Origin of the sequence: Pseudemcibacter aquimaris (genome assembly GCF_028869115.1) — a bacterium.
GTDB lineage: Bacteria > Pseudomonadota > Alphaproteobacteria > Sphingomonadales > Emcibacteraceae > Pseudemcibacter > Pseudemcibacter aquimaris.
The window spans coordinates 2452098-2471353 of record NZ_CP079800.1; the positions used below are offsets into that span (position 1 = coordinate 2452098).

General features: G+C 41.8%; 8 protein-coding genes. All 8 read left to right on the top strand.

Annotated elements, in window-relative coordinates:
- Positions 1 to 87 precede the first annotated feature (87 nt).
- The 8 genes from KW060_RS11590 (at position 88) to KW060_RS11625 (ending at position 19237) form a co-directional block, all read left to right on the top strand.
- Entirely contained in the window at positions 88 to 2895 is a 2808-nt protein-coding gene (locus tag KW060_RS11590; protein ID WP_249037135.1) for an ATP-dependent DNA helicase, read from the top strand.
- The gene (locus KW060_RS11595) at positions 2895 to 4790 is read left to right on the top strand and encodes a DUF7017 domain-containing protein (protein WP_249037134.1); all 1896 of its coding nucleotides are present in this window, start codon (positions 2895 to 2897) and stop codon (positions 4788 to 4790) included. The genes KW060_RS11590 and KW060_RS11595 overlap by 1 nt, the downstream gene beginning before the upstream one ends.
- Before the next feature lie 540 nt (positions 4791 to 5330).
- Complete coding sequence (locus KW060_RS11600) at positions 5331 to 6734, top strand: tyrosine-type recombinase/integrase (protein ID WP_249037133.1); 1404 nt, start codon at positions 5331 to 5333, stop codon at positions 6732 to 6734.
- A 133-nt stretch (positions 6735 to 6867) separates the two neighbouring features.
- Positions 6868 to 7773: a WYL domain-containing protein gene (locus KW060_RS11605; RefSeq protein ID WP_476704315.1), complete on the top strand. Its 906-nt coding sequence runs from the start codon at positions 6868 to 6870 to the stop codon at positions 7771 to 7773.
- A gap of 70 nt (positions 7774 to 7843) precedes the next feature.
- Positions 7844 to 9391 carry a type I restriction-modification system subunit M gene (locus KW060_RS11610; protein WP_249037131.1) on the top strand — a complete coding sequence of 516 codons (1548 nt, stop codon included), beginning with the start codon at positions 7844 to 7846 and terminating at the stop codon, positions 9389 to 9391.
- Positions 9388 to 10536 (top strand): restriction endonuclease subunit S, encoded by a 1149-nt coding sequence (locus KW060_RS11615; RefSeq protein WP_249037130.1) that lies wholly within the window; start codon positions 9388 to 9390, stop codon positions 10534 to 10536. The genes KW060_RS11610 and KW060_RS11615 overlap by 4 nt, the downstream gene beginning before the upstream one ends.
- On the top strand, positions 10533 to 13634 hold the full coding sequence (locus tag KW060_RS11620; RefSeq protein ID WP_249037129.1) for an HsdR family type I site-specific deoxyribonuclease: 3102 nt from the start codon (positions 10533 to 10535) through the stop codon (positions 13632 to 13634). The genes KW060_RS11615 and KW060_RS11620 overlap by 4 nt, the downstream gene beginning before the upstream one ends.
- 101 nt (positions 13635 to 13735) lie before the next feature.
- Complete coding sequence (locus KW060_RS11625) at positions 13736 to 19237, top strand: DUF4011 domain-containing protein (protein ID WP_249037128.1); 5502 nt, start codon at positions 13736 to 13738, stop codon at positions 19235 to 19237.
- The last annotated feature ends 19 nt before the right edge of the window (positions 19238 to 19256 follow it).

Below are 19256 nucleotides of genomic sequence, written 5' to 3' on the forward strand. Positions count from 1 at the left end.
CATTCTATCTATCAGTGCGTAGTCTAAACTACCTGTAACTTTTAGACGAAACTATAGGGCCGTCAATCGGCGCTACGAGCAGATAGTATGAAAATAGATAATTTTAAGCCACTAAAAGTGCGCTGGCCTCAATTATATGAGTATGCCCACCACGCAGAACAGTACGTTCACTCTGACCCCCACACTGCAATTATCAAGCTAAGATGTTTTGCCGAACAGCTAGTGGGCACACTATACAGAGAACTAAACCTTCCATGTGATAGAAATGATGCGTTCTTCGAAAAGTTAACAGCTAAAGCATGTGTCGAAGTAGTGGACGAAGCTATTCTTCAAAAACTACATACAATTCGTATTCTTGGGAACAAAGCAGCTCATGGTGAGCAAGTGGAGACAGACGGTGCCCTGTCACTGCTGTATGATGCTTATGTGATCGGCCAGTGGATCTTCAAAACTTACAGCGGTTCCTTTGAAGAACAATATCCGGCTTTTGAGGAACCACTTCCGCCATCTAATGTTGGCGATGCGCTGCTCGAAAAAAACAAATTATTGAATAGCCAGCTTGAAGATGTGAAAGCTGAGTTGGCTCAGCTTCAGAAGTCTGAACTTGAAGCACAGATAAAAAATAGAGAATTGCAACATTCTCTTAACGAAGCAGAGCTTCAAAGATTCAAAAACGCCTCAACCCGTGCGATTGAAACCATTGATACCCGTTCTCACCCCTACCAAAACGACATTGATTTAAAGGACATTTTTGCATCCTACACATTAACTAACGACCAACAGAAACTGGTTAGTCGACTTGAGAGTTTTCTGAATGGGTCAAACGAAAAGCTATTCTTATTGCAAGGTTATGCGGGAACAGGGAAAACTTTTATTACAAAAGGACTAACAGAATATTTTCGCGCGATTGGACGAAATTTTGTCTTAGCGGCTCCGACAGGTAAGGCTTCTAAAGTAATCGCTGATAAAACTAAGTGCCAAGCATCTACTATTCACAAAGCTATTTATTCCTTCAAGGACATTTCTGAATACCGGGAGGACGGTTTAGACGGGTCTCAGACATACAAATATTATGCTCAACTGGCTGTTAACGACCATTCTGCGGATACCGTATTTATTGTCGATGAGGCCTCAATGGTGTCAGATATCTATAGTGAAGAGGAATTCTTTCGATTTGGTTCCGGCTATTTACTCCAAGATTTCATGGATTTTGTGAACCTTGATCATAATGACCATAACAAGAAAGTTATTTTCATAGGCGACAACGCTCAGCTTCCGCCAGTCGGCATGAAGTATTCCCCTGCATTAAACCCCCAGCATCTTCAAAAGAAATATAATAAGATTTCTTTGAGTTTTGAGTTAAGAGAAGTCGTTCGCCAGAAGGCTGATAGTGGAGTAATTGCAAATTCAATTAAGTTAAGAGACTCAATTGATAAATCTGTATTCAACCAATTAGACTTTAACTGCGAGTATCCAGACATTAAAGAAGTTGATTACTCCGATCTGATATCCTGCTACTTAGACAGCTGTAATGCAAAAATCAATGCTGAGTCAATTATACTAGCCCATTCGAACGCAGACGTCGCTGCATACAATCGAAGGGTGCGTGAACACTTCTTCCCTGAACAGTCCGATATAGCAAGCGGCGACAAGGTGATGGCAGTAAGCAATAACTATGCATACGGCGTCGACATTTTTAATGGTGATTTTGGCTTGATACGGGAAGTACTCGGTTCACCTGAAACGCGGACACAAGTTATAAAGAGAAAGAACTCAGAGACTGATGTTGTCGAGGAAATTGAAGTCCCAATCACCTTCAGAAACGTTAATATTGGTTTCAAAGACCTTGATGGTCGAGCACATTTTTTTAATGCTAAAGTGGTCGAAAATTTAATCTACAGCGATCACCCTAGTCTAACATCTGATGAGAACAAGGCTCTCTACCTTGATTTCTGCATACGAAACCCGAAGCTAAAGCCAAATACGTTAGAATTCAAAGAAGCGCTTAGATCAGACCTATACTTCAATGCTCTAAGAGTGAAGTTTGGATATGCTATCACTTGTCACAAAGCTCAAGGCAGTGAATGGAACAACGTATTTGTAAAATGCCGAACACACCAAAGCCAACTTACCTCAGATTATTTTAGATGGATATACACTGCTATCACGCGGACAAAGCAGAACTTGTTTCTCCTAGATCCACCAAAAATTAAAATCGGTTCAGGGATCAAAGTTGTATCGTCTCCCAATTCACATCGGGAAATCCCGGAAGCAACTGTTCTTAATACGCACAAGACAAACCAAACTCAGAACAGCTTCACAGCAACAGAACCGCTATATGGAATTCCGCCTAATGCGCACTTTTCAAACAATCTTCTAAAACGAGTTCAAGCCACCATTAAAGACAAGAGCGAAACAATCCAAGATATTGAGCTCAAACAATACCAAGACATCTATTTCTTTAAGAACGACGACGATGCTGCAAGGATAGATATCAGATACAATGGAAAGCAAAAAATTACCGCTATCACAACGCCTAAGCAAACAGCCTTCAGCCTTGAACTGTTGGAAATGCTCTCGCCTCTAAAGGGAGAAATTATTCTCGCCGCGTCAGAACCCCAGAATGAACTCATGGATTTTGGTGAAGATTTTCTCAACGCCTTTCACGAAAGACTTAGCCCAATTGCCAGCGAAAACGGTTTGATAATTAGCAGTGTTGAACCATTGGATTGGAACCAAAGGTACCATTTCACTTCTGGAAATGAGAGAGCCGTTGTTGATATATTCTATAATGGGAAAAAACAATTTACTAAATGCGCATTGGTTAAAACCGCATGCACATCCACTGCCTTTTCAAACTCCGTTCTGAAATTAATAATGGAAGAGTTAGGCTAATGCTTTCCAGTCGAGATGTATTTGCCAAGCGCAAGGAAGGCGAAATTGACGAAGCCTATCAAATGGCACTCCAATTAATGAAGAATTCTGAAATTGATGATTGGGATAGAAAAGCTTTCGGATGGTGCCTTATTGATCTTATCAAACGTGATACCAAGTTAAGCGATTTCAGCAAAATTGAAATTTATGGAAATCAACTAAGACCCTTGAAGGTAGACCCTTCTGACAAAGTATTCAGGGATCAAAAGGAATACGCTCTCAAACTATGTAACCCGAATGCCAAAATTATTCTTGAAGCCAAAAGTCACAGCAAAAACGGCAATCATCAGCAGGCGTTAAATATATATCGGGATCTAATTCATAGGGGGGATAATTCCGCAGAAACACATACCAGTGCGGCTTGGGAGCTTTATAAGACTGCAAAGTCCATGATTAGCCAAGATCCTGCTAATCATCATGGCGCAAAAAGATTATTGAACGAGTACCTTCACCTCAATACTGAAAAGCCCTCGCTGCTGCATTCTTGTTTCCTACAACTAGCTGACAAGATTGCTATAGCGGGCAAACTAAACATGGGTGCGTTCGTTAGCATATGGAACTTAGAAAACCTTCGTTATGAAGACTATGAACCGTTCATTACGAATGATGGAGAAACCTATCCTTCCCTAGCTGAAAAAGTCTTACAGCACGCCTGCAAAGATTCTTTTAGTCGTGAAGCTAAAAGCGAACTAATTTACCTATTGCCATTCGTTGAAAACTGCATCAGCCAATTTCCTGAAAACTTATGGCTAAAACTCAGCCAAACAAAAATATATTTAGGAATTGGTCAAAGTGACAAAGCACGTTCTGTTGGCTTACAGGTTGTAAAGAACAAGCCAAACAATTATTGGACCTGGGAGCTGCTTGGTGACATCTACGCCGGAGATGAGCCCGATATCAGCCTTTCCTGCTACTGCAAATCCTTGCTTTGTGAGAAAGACATAAACTTCATAACAAAGGTTAAACTTAAGCTCACGAATATTTTGATTGCACGTAACCTCCTTGCCGAAGCAAAATTTGAAGTTCAAGAAATCTCGAAATTCAAACAAGAAAAAGGCCAAAAGGTCCCAGACGAGTTAACCGAAATCATTAATCTGCCCTGGTTTGAAGGTCAAAAAGAGCTGAAATCCAACGAAGCCCTTTACCTGAAATATTCCGTCAACGCTGATGAATTGCTAATATCTGATATGCCTTGGAAGAAAGCGGTATTAGGCGAGAAGTTCACAACAAAATCAAATCCAAACAAACCTCGTCGCAAAATATATATTGAAGATCATAATCACCCTATTGAAATTTCGATTCCTGAATCCAGAATAAATTTGCCCCAAAAGAGACATGGTCTTTCTATCGCGCTGAAAGGCGAAGAAGATCTAGATGGTCGCTTTCAGATCTATTCTCTACAGCCAAGAGAAGCTGAGGACTGGGATATCTTCGGAAAATATATCGGCGTTGTAGACAACGTTAACCATCAGAAAAAGTTATTACATTTTATGGTTAGCCGCCAAATTGATGGAATCATTCATTTCTCTGAATTAGAATCTATCTTCTCACTTGGCGCAGCAATCGAGCTACGACTAGCAACGTATAAATCAAAGAAGGGAACTGGCTTTCGCGTTCTGACAGCATCCAAAACTGACAAATCTCCCCCTTCCGAGTTAATTAAACAGTTTGAAAGTAATGTTTCCGCAGACAGGGGAATGGGCTTTACTGATGACAATATATTCATCCCGCCCCCATTAATGGAGCAGCACTCTATATACGATCAATGTACAGTCAATGGTACGGCAATATTAAGCTACAACAAGAAACGCTCCGAATGGGGCTGGCGAGCATTAGAAATTCATAGTGTTGAATAAAATATGATTTGGATAATTCCACCCATTGCCCAATCACAACGAGTCCACTGTCCAGAACGATTTTCCCTTTAATTATAAGGGCTTCGCTGTCTCTTTAGTGCATTTTTAGTGCACTAAGCAAAAAACCGCCCCAAAGGGACGGTTTTCTGACTTTCGTATCTCTTTGATATACAAAGAGAATTTTGGTTGCGGGGGCAGGATTTGAACCTGCGGCCTTCAGGTTATGAGCGGATGCTAAGAAACTGTTTTTATTGTTCTTTACACCCTTTAGAATTGCGAAATAGCACCCTAACCTTTTGATATGTGGCACTTAGTTTTATGAGTCGGGGCCCAACTGTTTTCGCTCCGCTTCTTACCGATTATCAGGAACATTTGCTCCCTTTAGTGCACTTTTAGTGCACGTTTTTAAGGGCCATACGCAGCAATTCTCTGGGCTAATTTTGTTTTCGCGCTGCTTGATTATCCCCTTGATATAACTTGATAATAACGTCGTTCCAAGCATCCTTGTACGCATAGAAATTCAAATTTGTGTAGATGCTTATGCCAAAACTAACCAAAACATATGTCGAAAGAGCCCAACCAAAAGACAAGCCCTACTTCTTGTTTGATGACAGCTTGAGCGGTTTCTGCCTGCGTATTACCCCGAACGGCAAGAAAACATATTACGTTCAGTATATGGTGAACAAGAAGATCAAGCGTGTGATTATCGGCAGACACGGCATCTTCACCACCGAGCGCGCACGCAATCAGGCAATTGTTTTGCTTGGTGAAATTAAAGCTGGCGCAGATCCCCAGAAAGAAAAGTCTCAACGCCGTCAAGAGCTATATGTCACTCAGCTTGCTGAACGGTACATGGATGAACATGTTGCTCAACATTGTAAGCCTTCTACCCGTGACGGCTACCGTCGTTACCTGGACAAGCACATCCTTCCATTCTTTGGCGACATGAAGATCCGTGACGTCCAGCGTTCTGATGTGGCTGAGTTTCACCACTCGCTTCGACACATTCCTTATGAGGCCAATCGTTGCCTTGAGGTGATTTCCAAAATGTTCAACCTCGCTGAGATGTGGGGATTACGTGACGACCACACCAACCCAAGACGCCATATCAAGAAATACCCATCAAAGGCGCGTGAGCGGTACCTGAGCGAGGCAGAGGTAAAACGCCTGAGCACAGTCCTTGAAGAGGTCAAACGCTACCCAGACGAAAACCTAGCTGCAGCCTACTGTATTCAGTTGCTCCTGCTGACCGGTTGCCGTCTGGGTGAAATCCGTTCTCTCAAGTGGGACTATGTTGATCGCAAGCTGCAAGTGCTCAAACTGCCGGATTCAAAGACTGGTGCCAAATATGTATATGTCGGTAACACCGTCTTCAATCTTCTGGACGAGATATACGACCATCCAGCGCGTCCTGCAGACAACCCATATGTTATCTGGGGCCTGAATGATGGCTGTCATCTCGACAACGTCCAAAAGCCATGGCGGCGGTTCCGTAAGATGGCTGGGATAGAAGATGTTCGTATTCACGACCTACGCCACAGTTTTGCATCTTTTGCTGTCAGCAAGGGCATGAGCCTTGCGATGATTGGGCGACTTCTAGGACATACCCAAGTTCAAACCACCGCCCGATATGCACATCTCATGGCAGCGCCTATGACAGAGGCAGCCAGCCAGGTGACAGATGTTCTTGGAGAGCTAATGAACCTGGACACTGAGGTGAAGGAGCAAAAACCTCGATGCTGCAAGCCAAAGGGCGTTATTGCTGGCACCAACATTAAAGCCCCAACTTTCCTATCTTCCGATCAAGCCGCTAAATATCTTAATGTCGCCCCTCGACTTATGGAAAACTGGCGGTGGCGCAAGGTAGGCCCTAAATTCGTCAAGGTGGGTAATCGGGTCCGGTATGAGCTGGATGATCTGAAGTCATTCATTTCTAATAATTAGACGCAACTTCACACGCAAAAACAACCACCCTCTGCACCATTGGTGGTTATCATATTGACACACACATAAATATCATATACCCCTATACACTACTTTATAGCCGCTAATGGCAAGCTATAAATCGGGGAGCAATATGGCTGCAGGGGATAACACCAAAGCAAAACTGGCAGAAATCAGCCAAGCACAGAAAGAGCGTCTATTTCATATAGACTTCAAACTCTATTTTCTGGGCTCGATAAACAGGTCTGATTTGGTCGAGCGATTCGGGATCAAAGAAGCCGCAGCTTCTCGGGATCTATCCCAATATAAAGAACTATCTCCTGAAAACCTTGAATATGACACCAAGGTTAAAACCTATATTCAGCGTAAGGGCTTTAAGCCGCTTTTTGAGTATTCCGGCAGCCAAACACTGGCAGCACTTCTTCATGGCTTTGGTGACGACTATGTTAGCCCTGAGCACTCTTTGGTCCCTGCAGAAGCACCAACAGAATTAAACTTCCCGAACATCGATATTTTGGCTGCGATAACCCGCGCCATTCACAATGAAACACCGCTTGAGGTCACTTACCTATCTTTATCAAGTGGCAGCTCGAAACGAGAGTTTGTTCCATTCGCATTAGTTGACAATGGTCTTCGCTGGCATGTGCGTGGTTTTGATCGAGCAAGAGAGCGCTTTTCTGATTTTGTCATTAACAGGATCGCCAGCGCTAAACGTGCAAAGAACACATCAATATTGTCTCACGAGACAAAAGACGCGGACAAACAGTGGAACCGCATTGTTGAGATGCATATCGTTCCACATCCTGCCCTTAAGCATCCAGAAGCCATCAGCCTTGAATATGGCATGGATGAAGGGTTGTTAAACGTGGAGGTTCGGGCAGCTGTTGCTGGCTACCTTCTACGCAAGTGGAATGTAGACTGCACCGAAAATCACAAATTAGACGGGCCAGAGTATCATCTATGGCTGAAAAACACCCCAACCCTTTACGGCGTTGAAAACCTTGCGATTGCACCGGGTTATACAAGGAATGATCCATGAAAACGTCAATATTTTATGAAACACAATTAATGGCATATCGATTTAAAACGAATAATAAGAGGAATTCCGTATGAGTAGCAGCGAACAACGTGCAGCATTACAACGCCAAATCTGGCAAATCGCCAATGATGTCCGTGGGGCTGTTGATGGCTGGGACTTTAAGCAATATGTCCTTGGCACATTATTCTATCGGTTTATCAGTGAGAATTTTGCCAGCTACATTGAGGCAGGTGACGAAAGCGTCAATTACGCCGCCCTGTCTGATGACGTTATCACGCCAGAGATCAAAGATGACGCCATCAAAACTAAAGGCTACTTCATCTATCCTAGCCAATTGTTCGCCACTATTACCAAAGGTGCTAACACCAATGAAAGCCTAAACACTGACCTCGCAGCTATCTTTGCGGCTATTGAGGCCTCAGCCAGTGGCTATCAGTCTGAAGGTGACATCAAAGGCCTGTTTGCTGACTTCGACACAACCAGCAACCGCCTTGGTAATACAGTGAAAGACAAGAATGTTCGTTTGGCCCATGTGCTAAAGGGCGTGGCTGGTTTGGACTTTGGTGATTTTCAGGGAAGCCAGATTGATCTGTTCGGGGATGCCTATGAGTTTTTGATCTCAAACTATGCTGCCAATGCGGGGAAATCAGGCGGGGAGTTCTTTACCCCGCAGCATGTATCAAAACTGATCGCCCAGCTTGCCATGCACAAGCAAGACAAGGTCAACAAAATCTATGACCCTGCCTGTGGGTCTGGCTCCCTATTGTTGCAAGCCAAAAAGCATTTTGATGCCCATATCGTTGAAGATGGCTTTTACGGACAAGAGATCAACCATACCACCTATAACTTGGCGCGTATGAATATGTTCCTGCACAATATCAACTATGACAAGTTTGAGATTGAACTGGGCAATACGCTGACAGAACCCCATTTCGGCGATGACAAACCCTTTGATGCTATTGTCTCTAACCCCCCATATTCGGTGAAATGGATCGGGTCCGATGATCCTACCCTGATCAATGATGACCGTTTTGCCCCTGCGGGGGTGCTGGCACCGAAATCAAAGGCTGATTTTGCCTTTGTGCTGCATGCGCTCAGCTATCTATCCAGCAAGGGGCGTGCAGCCATTGTTTGCTTCCCTGGCATTTTCTATCGTGGTGGCGCAGAACAAAAAATCCGTAAATATCTGGTTGACAACAACTATGTTGAAACGGTGATTTCCCTTGCCCCTAACTTGTTTTTTGGCACCACCATTGCGGTGACTATTTTGGTTTTGGCGAAAAATAAACAGAACACAGATATTCAGTTTATCGATGCCAGCGGGGAAGACTTCTTCAAAAAAGAAACCAATAACAATGTGATGAAGGATGAGCATATCCAAAAGGTGATGGATATGTTCGACAGCAAAGAAAAAGTCGACCATGTGGCTGAAACTGTGCCTTACGACAAAATCGCAGCCAATGATTATAACCTGTCAGTCAGCAGCTACGTGGAACCTAAAGATACTCGCGAAGTCATCAACATCACAGAGCTAAATGCAGAAATCGAAACTACCGTAGGGAATATCAACAAGCTACGCACCGATATTGACGCCATCATCGCGGAGATAGAAGCATGAGCGATCTAAACTATCTGGAAAAGCTGCTTGATGGTGCTGAGGTTGGGTGGTTGCCTTTAGGTGATGTGACCCAATATGAGCAACCTACTAGGTATCTTGTGAAAACAAAGAATTATGATGATGCGTTTAAAACACCCGTTTTAACAGCAGGGAAAACTTTTATTCTCGGATATACAGATGAAACTGACGGCATAAATAAAGCCTCCAAAAATCCTGTGATAATTTTTGACGACTTTACTACAGCAAACAAATGGGTTGATTTTGACTTCAAAGCAAAATCATCCGCCATGAAAATGATTTCATCAAGTGATGACAACAAATTCATTCTAAAATATGTTTATTATTGGATGAACACTTTACCAAGTGACCTTGTTGACGGCGATCATAAACGACAATGGATCAGTAACTTTTGCAATAAAAAAATCCCCATCCCCTGCCCAGATGATCCAGAAAAGTCGTTGGCAATACAGGCGGAGATTGTGCGCATCCTCGACGCTTTCACCGAGCTTACAGCCGAGCTTACAGCCGAGCTTACAGCCGAGCTTACAGCCCGCAAAAAACAATACAACTACTACCGCGATCAACTGCTAACTTTTGATGAGGGTGAAGACATTATAAAAATGTCAATGGGGGAAGTTTACGGTTTTCAATACGGTAAAGGTAACACCATTCCATCTAAAGGTGGTCAATACCCCGTTTACGGCAGCAATGGCGTTGTCGGCAGCCATGATCAATATAATAGCGAAGACTCTCCAGTCATTGGTCATATTGGCGCATATGCTGGTATTGTTAATTGGGGAGAGGGTAAGCATTTTGTAACTTACAATGGGGTTATCTGCAGACATAAATCAGAAAAAGTGCTGCCAAAATATGCTTACTATCTTTTATTGCTTCAAGACTATGGTTCGAAATCCAACAGTGCATCACAGCCTTTTGTTTCATATCATATTCTAGAAGCCCCTGAAGTTTTAGTTCCATCATTAGAAGAACAAGCCCGCATTGTGGCCATTCTAGATAAGTTTGATGCACTAACCAATTCCATTAGCGAAGGCCTGCCACGTGAAATCGAGCTGCGCCAGAAGCAATATGAATATTACCGTGACTTGTTGCTGAGCTTCCCAAAGTCTGAGGAGGTAGCGGCATGACTGAGGTGACTAAGCCCATTGCTGAAGGCAATAATTTCATCGTTCTTGATAAATATACCAAGGAATGGGAAGCGACTGAGAGCTATCAAAGCGAAAATGATCTAGAGCGAGAGCTTGTTCAGGACCTTGTCAATCAAGGCTATGAGTTTTTACCCGCGCTCACCACACCTGAAGCCATGCTCGCCAATGTTCGGCTGCAACTTCAAACGCTAAATGGTATTGAATTTGCTGACGGTGAATGGGCGCGCTTTGTCGAAACCTACCTCGACAAACCCAGCGATGGCATTGTGGATAAAACCCGTAAAATTCATGACGACTATATTCATGATTTTGTTTTTGATGATGGGCGTATCCAGAACATCTATTTGGTGGATAAGAAGAATATTGCACGCAACAAAGTGCAGGTGATCAAACAGTTTGAGCAAACAGGAAGTCACGCCAACCGTTATGATGTCACGATCCTTGTGAACGGTTTGCCACTGGTGCAGATTGAGCTAAAAAAACGCGGCGTGGCAATCCGCGAAGCCTTTAATCAGATACACCGTTACAGCAAAGAAAGCTTTAACAGCGATAATTCGCTTTATAAGTACTTGCAGCTATTCGTGATCTCTAACGGCACGGACAGTCGCTATTTCGCCAACACAGTTCAGCGTAATAAAAACAGTTTTGATTTCACCATGAACTGGGCCAAGTCTGATAACAGTCTGATTAAAGACCTGAAGGATTTTACAGCCACCTTCTTCCAGAAAAATGTACTATTGAATGTGTTGCTTCATTATTCCGTTTATGACGTTAGCGATACCCTGTTGGTCATGCGCCCCTATCAGATCGCTGCCACTGAACGCATCATGTGGAAAATCAAGAGTTCTTTTGAAAGCAAAAGCTGGAGCAAGCCAGAAAGTGGCGGTTATATCTGGCACACCACTGGATCAGGGAAAACGCTCACCAGCTTTAAGGCGGCACGACTGGCCACAGAATTAGACTTTATCGACAAGGTTTTCTTTGTTGTGGACCGTAAAGACCTCGATTTTCAGACAATGAAGGAATATCAGCGATTTTCACCTGATAGCGTGAATGGGTCTGACAGTACTGCAGGCTTAAAGCGCAACATTGAAAAGCAAGACAACAAAATTATCGTCACCACCATCCAAAAGCTTAATAACCTGATGAAAAGCGAAGGTGACTTAGCCATCTACAACAAACAGGTCGTGTTTATCTTTGATGAATGCCACAGAAGCCAGTTTGGTGAAGCACAAAAGAACCTTCAAAAGAACTTCAAGCGCTATTACCAGTTTGGCTTCACAGGTACACCTATCTTCCCGCAAAATGCACTGGGCTCAGAGACAACAGCAAGCGTCTTTGGGCGTGAGCTGCATTCCTATGTGATAACGGATGCCATTCGCGATGAGAAGGTGTTGAAGTTCAAGGTCGACTATAATGATGTGCGCCCACAATTTAAGGCTATTGAAACTGAGCAAGACCTTCAAAAACTAAGTGCGGCTGAGAACAAATTAGCCTTATTGCATCCAGAACGCATCAACGAAATATCACAGTATATTCTGACTAACTTCAGGCAGAAAACGCACAGATTGCATGGTGGCAATAACGGCTTTAATGCCATGTTTGCTGTCAGCAGTGTAGACGCTGCAAAGTCATACTATGAGACCCTTAATAATTTGCAGGCTGAGAGTGAAAAGCCTTTAAAAATTGCTACGATCTTTTCTTTTGCAGCGAATGAGGAACAAGATTCTGTCGGTGCAATCCCGGATGAAAGCTTTGATGTCTCAGCGATGAACAGTAGTGCAAAGGAGTTCTTGAGCGCTGCGATCAAAGATTATAACGGATTTTTTAAGACCAACTTCAGCGTCGACAGTAACGGGTTCCAGAACTACTACCGCGATTTGGCTAAACGGGTTAAGACAAAAGAAATTGATTTACTCATTGTGGTCGGTATGTTCCTGACTGGTTTTGACGCCCCAACTATGAACACTTTGTTTGTAGATAAAAACCTTCGCTATCACGGGTTAATGCAGGCATTCTCGCGCACTAACCGCATTTATGATGCCACCAAGACCTTTGGCAACATTGTGACATTCCGCGATCTTGAGACAGCAACCATTGATGCCATTACCCTATTTGGTGACAGAAACACAAAAAACGTGGTGCTGGAAAAAAGCTATAAAGAATATATGGACGGCTTCACGGACAATGCTACAGGTGAAGCTCGGAGAGGTTTTATTGAAGTTGTAAAGGAGCTGGAAGAAAGGTTCCCGAACCCTGAAGAAATAGTAAAAGAGGCAGACAAAAAAGCCTTTGCTAAACTTTTCGGGGAATATCTACGCGTTGAAAATGTACTGCAAAACTATGATGAATTTGCCAGTCTCAAGGCTCTTCAGGATGTGGATGCCACAGACGCGGACGCCCTTAAAGCATTTCAAGAAGAGCACCATCTAAGTGATGATGAGTTATCAGCACTTCAGGCTATTAAATTACCTGCCGATCGCAAGGTACAAGATTATCGGTCCTCTTATAACGATATTCGTGATTGGCTTCGCCGGGAGAAAGCTGCTGACGAGAAGGATCAAGCCACTATTGATTGGGATGATGTTGTCTTTGAGGTTGACCTACTTAAATCTCAGGAAATTAATCTGGATTATATCCTTGAACTAATTTTTGAAAAAAACAAGAAAACCAAAAACAAATCAGAATTGGTCGATGAGGTGCGTCGGGTTATTCGTGCCAGCCTTGGCAACAGGGCTAAAGAAAGCCTTCTTGTCGACTTTATCAATCAAACCGACCTTGATGGAATTGGTGATAAAGCCACCGTCATTGACGCCTTTTTCACATTTGCTCAAGCTGAGCAAAAGCGTGAAGCCGAAGCACTCATCAATGATGAGAATTTAAATAGTGACGCTGCCAAGCGATATTTAACCACTTCGATCAAAAGAGAATACGCCAGTGAAAATGGGACAGAGTTGAATGCACTTTTGCCGAAAATGAGTCCTTTAAATCCTCAATATTTGACCAAGAAGCAGAATGTTTTTCAGAAAATTGCTGCCTTTGTTGAAAAGTTTAAAGGGGTTGGCGGTGAAATATAGAAAGTTTTTCCACGATACATGTAGGAAAACCATTGTAAAGAGAAGGCCTGTACACCACGAGGTTAAGGCAAGCAATAATTCAGTATACGGGGGGTCGCAAAATGCCTGATGGTGATCAAAAGAAGAATGATGAATTTCTATCATTGATTCGTTCAAAGATTGAAAATTTACGACCTAAGCTGCTTGATTTAAGTCGCAGAAACCCTCTCTTATCCACCCGTTTCTCCACGCGATCTAATGCTATTGTTCGCGTTGTAGATGAGCTTCCTGGTAACGTTTTTGATGATATTTCGTCTGGGAAAAGCATGCGTCTCTCTCCTTTACCTGCCTTGGAGGATGACCCTAAAGATGAACAAACTAGGGAATTTCAAAACGCTCTTTCCGATGCGCGTTTAACAGATGAAGTCTATATTACTTTCTTAGAAAACATCGATCAAAATAGTGACACATATATTGAGGATAGTTTTCGCGCAGAGAGAGATTTAAAAGATAGAGTTAGAGAAACTCTAAATATGCCAGTTAGACAAACTTCATCTGACCTCTCTCTATCGCAACATGCCATTAACAATGGAATTTCACCATCATATGAATTGCCTGATCCTAGTGTTCTACATGAAGATGGGCGACATACTGATGCCGACATTCAAACACTACTATTACCCGACATTCTAGAGCGTCGAATGAACGCGCTCATGACCAAATGCAGGACCTGGGTGCAGGAGACTGGCATTAATGTATTACATATTGCATTTGGCTTTTTAGAATGGACTGAAGCAAAAGTTAGTAAAACATCGTATTCACCATTAGTTCTCCTTCCTGTAGAGCTCAAACGTAACAAAACGAAAGACGGGCTTGAGTTTTGGATAAACGGCATAGGGGATGAAGCTGAAATAAACACCGTTCTAGCTGAAAAATTACGAATTGATTTTGGCATCGAGTTACCTGAGTTGAATGGCAATACTATTGAAAGCTATCTGAAAGAAATAGCAGAACTTTCACCCAAAAACTTAGGATGGAGAGTAAGACGACAAATTGCAGTCGGTGTTTTTCCCTCAGCTCGCATGGCAATGTACCATGACCTAGATACAAATTCTGGCCGTTATGACAATCATGAGGTTATTGCTGAATTATTTGGAGGCACACCAGTACAAGCTGGAGAATCACCTTTTGGGGAAGAATATGAGGTAGATGCTCCTCATATTGAAAAGAAAGTTCCTTATTTAGTAAGAGACGCTGATTCCTCACAATTTAGTGCAATCGTTGATGTAGCGGATGGCAAAAATCTAGCTGTCGAAGGTCCACCAGGTTCGGGCAAATCCCAAACTATTGTTAATACGATTGCAGCCGCTTTGGCAGACGGCAAAAAAGTCCTTTTCGTTGCCGAAAAAATGGCTGCTCTTGACGTAGTGAAATCACGGTTAGAGGCCGTAGGCTTAGGAGAATTTTTACTTTCTCTTCAGGCAAGTCGATCCACTAAAGAGCAAGTGATTAACTCATTGCGCGACCGAGTGGAAATGGAATCAGGAGAAGCCCCATATAACTACGAGTCTAAAGTTGCCGAATTTCGAAAACTTCGTTCAGAAATTTCTTCTTATATTGATGTGATTGCTACCGAACATGGAAACACAGGCCTAACTGTGTATGACATACTTGGGAAATCAATAGCTACCAATGAAACTCTTCGATCCCTTCCCAAACAACTTCAATCAATAACATTCAAAAATACAGAACAATTTACGCATGAAAAAATCGAGGAAATCGAAGAAATATGCACCCATATTGAAGAAGCATGGGCGACGGCATCAGGAGCAGACATTTATTGGAAAAAGTCAACTATTGTCAACATCGACCCTTTTATAACAGAAGAAATTCTTGAACGCTCAAAAACTACTGCAGAACTTTTTCAGAGCTTGCTCCTTATTCGTCAAGAATTGCCAAGTTATCGGGTGGATGAAGATTTACCTGTATGCCAAGCAGAAGATATCATTTCCATTTTTACTAACCACCTATCCACTATTGAGGAAATGAACTTACCACTTTTAAAGCGCATATTAAACAATCAAGCTCTTTCGTTAGTCAAAAACTACATAGAACAATGTAACATAATTCAATCCGAAATTAACTCTCTAGAATCTAACCTTGAAAAACCTCTAAAGTCATCGCGCATTGAGGAACTAAAGACACTGACCAAGCTAGTAGATAAAATTTCAACTCCTGGCGTTTCTTATGAACAAATCAAAAAAACTCGTGAAGAAAATGAAAACCAAAAAATCAATTACAAGGCAATTATCGAGTTTGTAGGGCCTATGGTAAAATTGCTCCCAGAGAGTAAAAGCTGGAGCCTAAATTCAATATTAGATGCCTGCGATCACATTCATTCAACATCACGAGAAACACTGTCACTTAGAAACAACACATTTTCTGACCCTTCTGCCTTTACTATTTTCCAGAAGGGGCTTGAAAGAGCAAATCAGTTACGTGAAAAAAAGGTAGAATTAGAACAAAATATTTCGACAAATGCTCTACCAAGCTATTCGGACATATCCGACCACGCTGCGATAATTGAATCTAGCGGCATATTTTCCTTTTTATCTTCCGACTTCAGAAGATCAAAGCGTTTTTACGTCTCGCATTCCAAGGACAAAGATTTTGATAAAGTAAGAGCTTCTACAAAGTTAAAAGAGTTATCTGAATGGTTGGCTGAAAAAGAAAAATTTGAAAAGGACCATCAGCTAATAGGGCTTATGGGAGTCAAATATGCTGGTTTAGATACCGACTTCCAAGCCATAGAGAAAATTTTCAACTATTATAAGCATGTAGATGAAAGTTTCTCCGGCGGAGACAATATTAGCTTAAGAAAGTTCCTTAAGGATGGAGATCTTGATATATTACTATCTTTTCCAAAGGTGGAGCTTGATGCTGATATTAGAAAAAACCTCAATTCCACATATAGTGAAGCTGAGAAAGAGTTAAAATTAATTGACAACAAACTAGTAGATTTCGATGCGATAGCTAGTGAAATAGAAGAGTTGTCAAATTTTATTAAATACAAAAAGATTGCTAACACCAGCTGGCTAACAAAAATAACAAAGGAACTCGAAAAAACTCAAGATTCTATTGATTCCATCAATAACAACCATGAAATAAAAGACATTCTTAGAGAACAATTTAAAGGCTTTGAGTTCGAATCTCAAGAAATCGAATCTGAACTAAAGCTAGCAGAGTCTATGCTTGCTACTAGTTCCGAGAATAGAGAAATCATACAACATTCGATCGACGACAAAAATTACAAGGAACTTCACAAAAATCTAGAGAAATTAGTTCACCTAGAAGCAGAATCTGAAAATAGTATCAATAACCTATCAGAACTCACAGGCATAGATACAGATTGCTTTATGCAAGAAAATGGACTTCTTGAAACAGCAGAGTTTCTTGAAAAGGCCTCAGAAGATAAAGAGGGTTTGATAATCTATTCTAACCTGCATTCAAGTATCGAAAAGTTGAGGGACCACAAATACGATATAATCATTGACCAACTTATGGATAGCGAAAACGGATTCAAAGATTTTGCTAAAATTATGAGATCAATCATATCTCGGTCATTGGCAAAAAGCGTTTACTCTTCTTACGGTGACACACTTGCACAATTCAACGGCATTAAACTTGATGACTTGCGCTCAAAAATAGCAAAAATTGATAGAGAATTGATCAATTTATCTAAGCAACATTTGCGCAATAAAATATTTAATTCATCATACCCTCCGATGGGCATTGGTTCTGGTCGCAAGTCAACTTGGACAGAGTATTCATTGATACACAATGAAATTAGCAAGACGAGGCGATATGTTCCTGTAAGAGACCTTACGAAGAGGGCTGGAAAAGCTCTGATTGAGCTTAAACCTTGTTGGATGATGTCTCCCTTAGCTGTTGCTCAATACATACAGCAAGGGGCTATTGATTTTGATCTGGTAATTATCGATGAAGCATCTCAAATGACGCCTGAGGATGCTGTTGGAGCCATTCTTAGAGGTAAAAAAGCAATGGTAGTAGGTGACACAAATCAATTACCACCAACAAGCTTTTTTCATAAAATATTCGAAGATGAAGATGCTGATGAAGATGAAAGTGTAACTGAGGAATCAATTCTCGAAATGGCAAATTCTGCTTTCAGGCCTGCTCGCCGCCTACGCTGGCACTATCGCTCAAGGCATTCTGGACTTATCGCGTTCTCTAATCATCATGTTTATAACGATGACCTCATCGTTTTTCCATCTGCATCTGAAGATGCCATTAATATGGGTGTTAAACTTGTAGCAGTGGAAGGTCGTTATTCATCAGGAACTAACGCTGATGAAGCCAAAGTAATGGTTGATCAAATAATCAAGTTTATGCGCCACTCCCCAGAGCGATCCCTCGGTGTGGTAACTTTAAATCAAAAACAAAGAGACCTAATTCAAGAAGAATTTGAATATGCACTGAAGGATGACATAAAAGCCGCACGTTACCTAGACAAGTGGGATGAACAAAATGAGGGACTTGAATCTTTTTTCATTAAAAACCTAGAGAACGTTCAGGGGGATGAAAGAGATGTCATATTTATCGGCACAGTTTATGGTCCGGAAAAAATTGGCGGGCCTGTAATGCAGAGATTTGGTCCTATCAATGGAGTGGCAGGAAAAAGGCGATTGAATGTTCTCTTCTCAAGAGCCAAGGAACAAATTGTTACATTTTCATCAATGAAAAGTAGTGACATCAAAGCAGAGGAAGATGGTAATCAAGGGGTATACATGTTGAAGCGCTGGCTCGAGTATTCGGCAACAGGCGTACTCCATGCTGGAAGTCAAACAAATAAGGAACCAGATTCAGATTTTGAAATTCATGTTATTGAACAGTTAAAATCTATTGGTTGTGAACCTGTTCCTCAAGTGGGTGTTGCAGGTTACTTTATTGACATAGGTGTTAAGCATCCAGAGTGGCCTCATGGCTTCATACTGGGAGTAGAGTGTGATGGGGCCACATATCATTCTTCAAAGTCCGCTCGTGATAGAGACCGTTTGAGACAAGAAGTGCTTGAAGGTTTAGGTTGGCACTTTCATAGAATTTGGTCTACCGATTGGTTTAGCGACGCTCAATCTGAAGTCAGTAAATTGCGTGAAGTTGTATTAAAGAGGCTAAAATACCTTAAGGAAAATGAGAATAAGTTTGTAAAGCCTGCGACATCAAAAGTAGATGCCTCAAAGACAAAGAAAGCAGTTTCTTCAACTAGGGAAAAACAATTTTCATCGAACGCTAAACAAAAGTCCCAAATAATTTCACAGGCAAAACTACCAAACCCAACGCCACCTCAAAATTCATCTAATGATATAGATGAAGGAGCTGCAAAGATTGGTGACAAAGTTTTGGTGAAATACTTGGAAGGCACGAAAAGTGAATTTGAAATCACATTAAGTGACACAGAAAACATACCGTCAAAAAGAATTGTTCATATTGATGAACCTCTAGGAGAGGCTGTCCTTGGCGCAATGGAAGGAGAGGATGTCGAAGTGTGGATTGGTGGCCAAAAGAGGAATGCCCAAATATTGAAAATCACCTCGACAAAATAATTAAATTACAAGGTTGAAT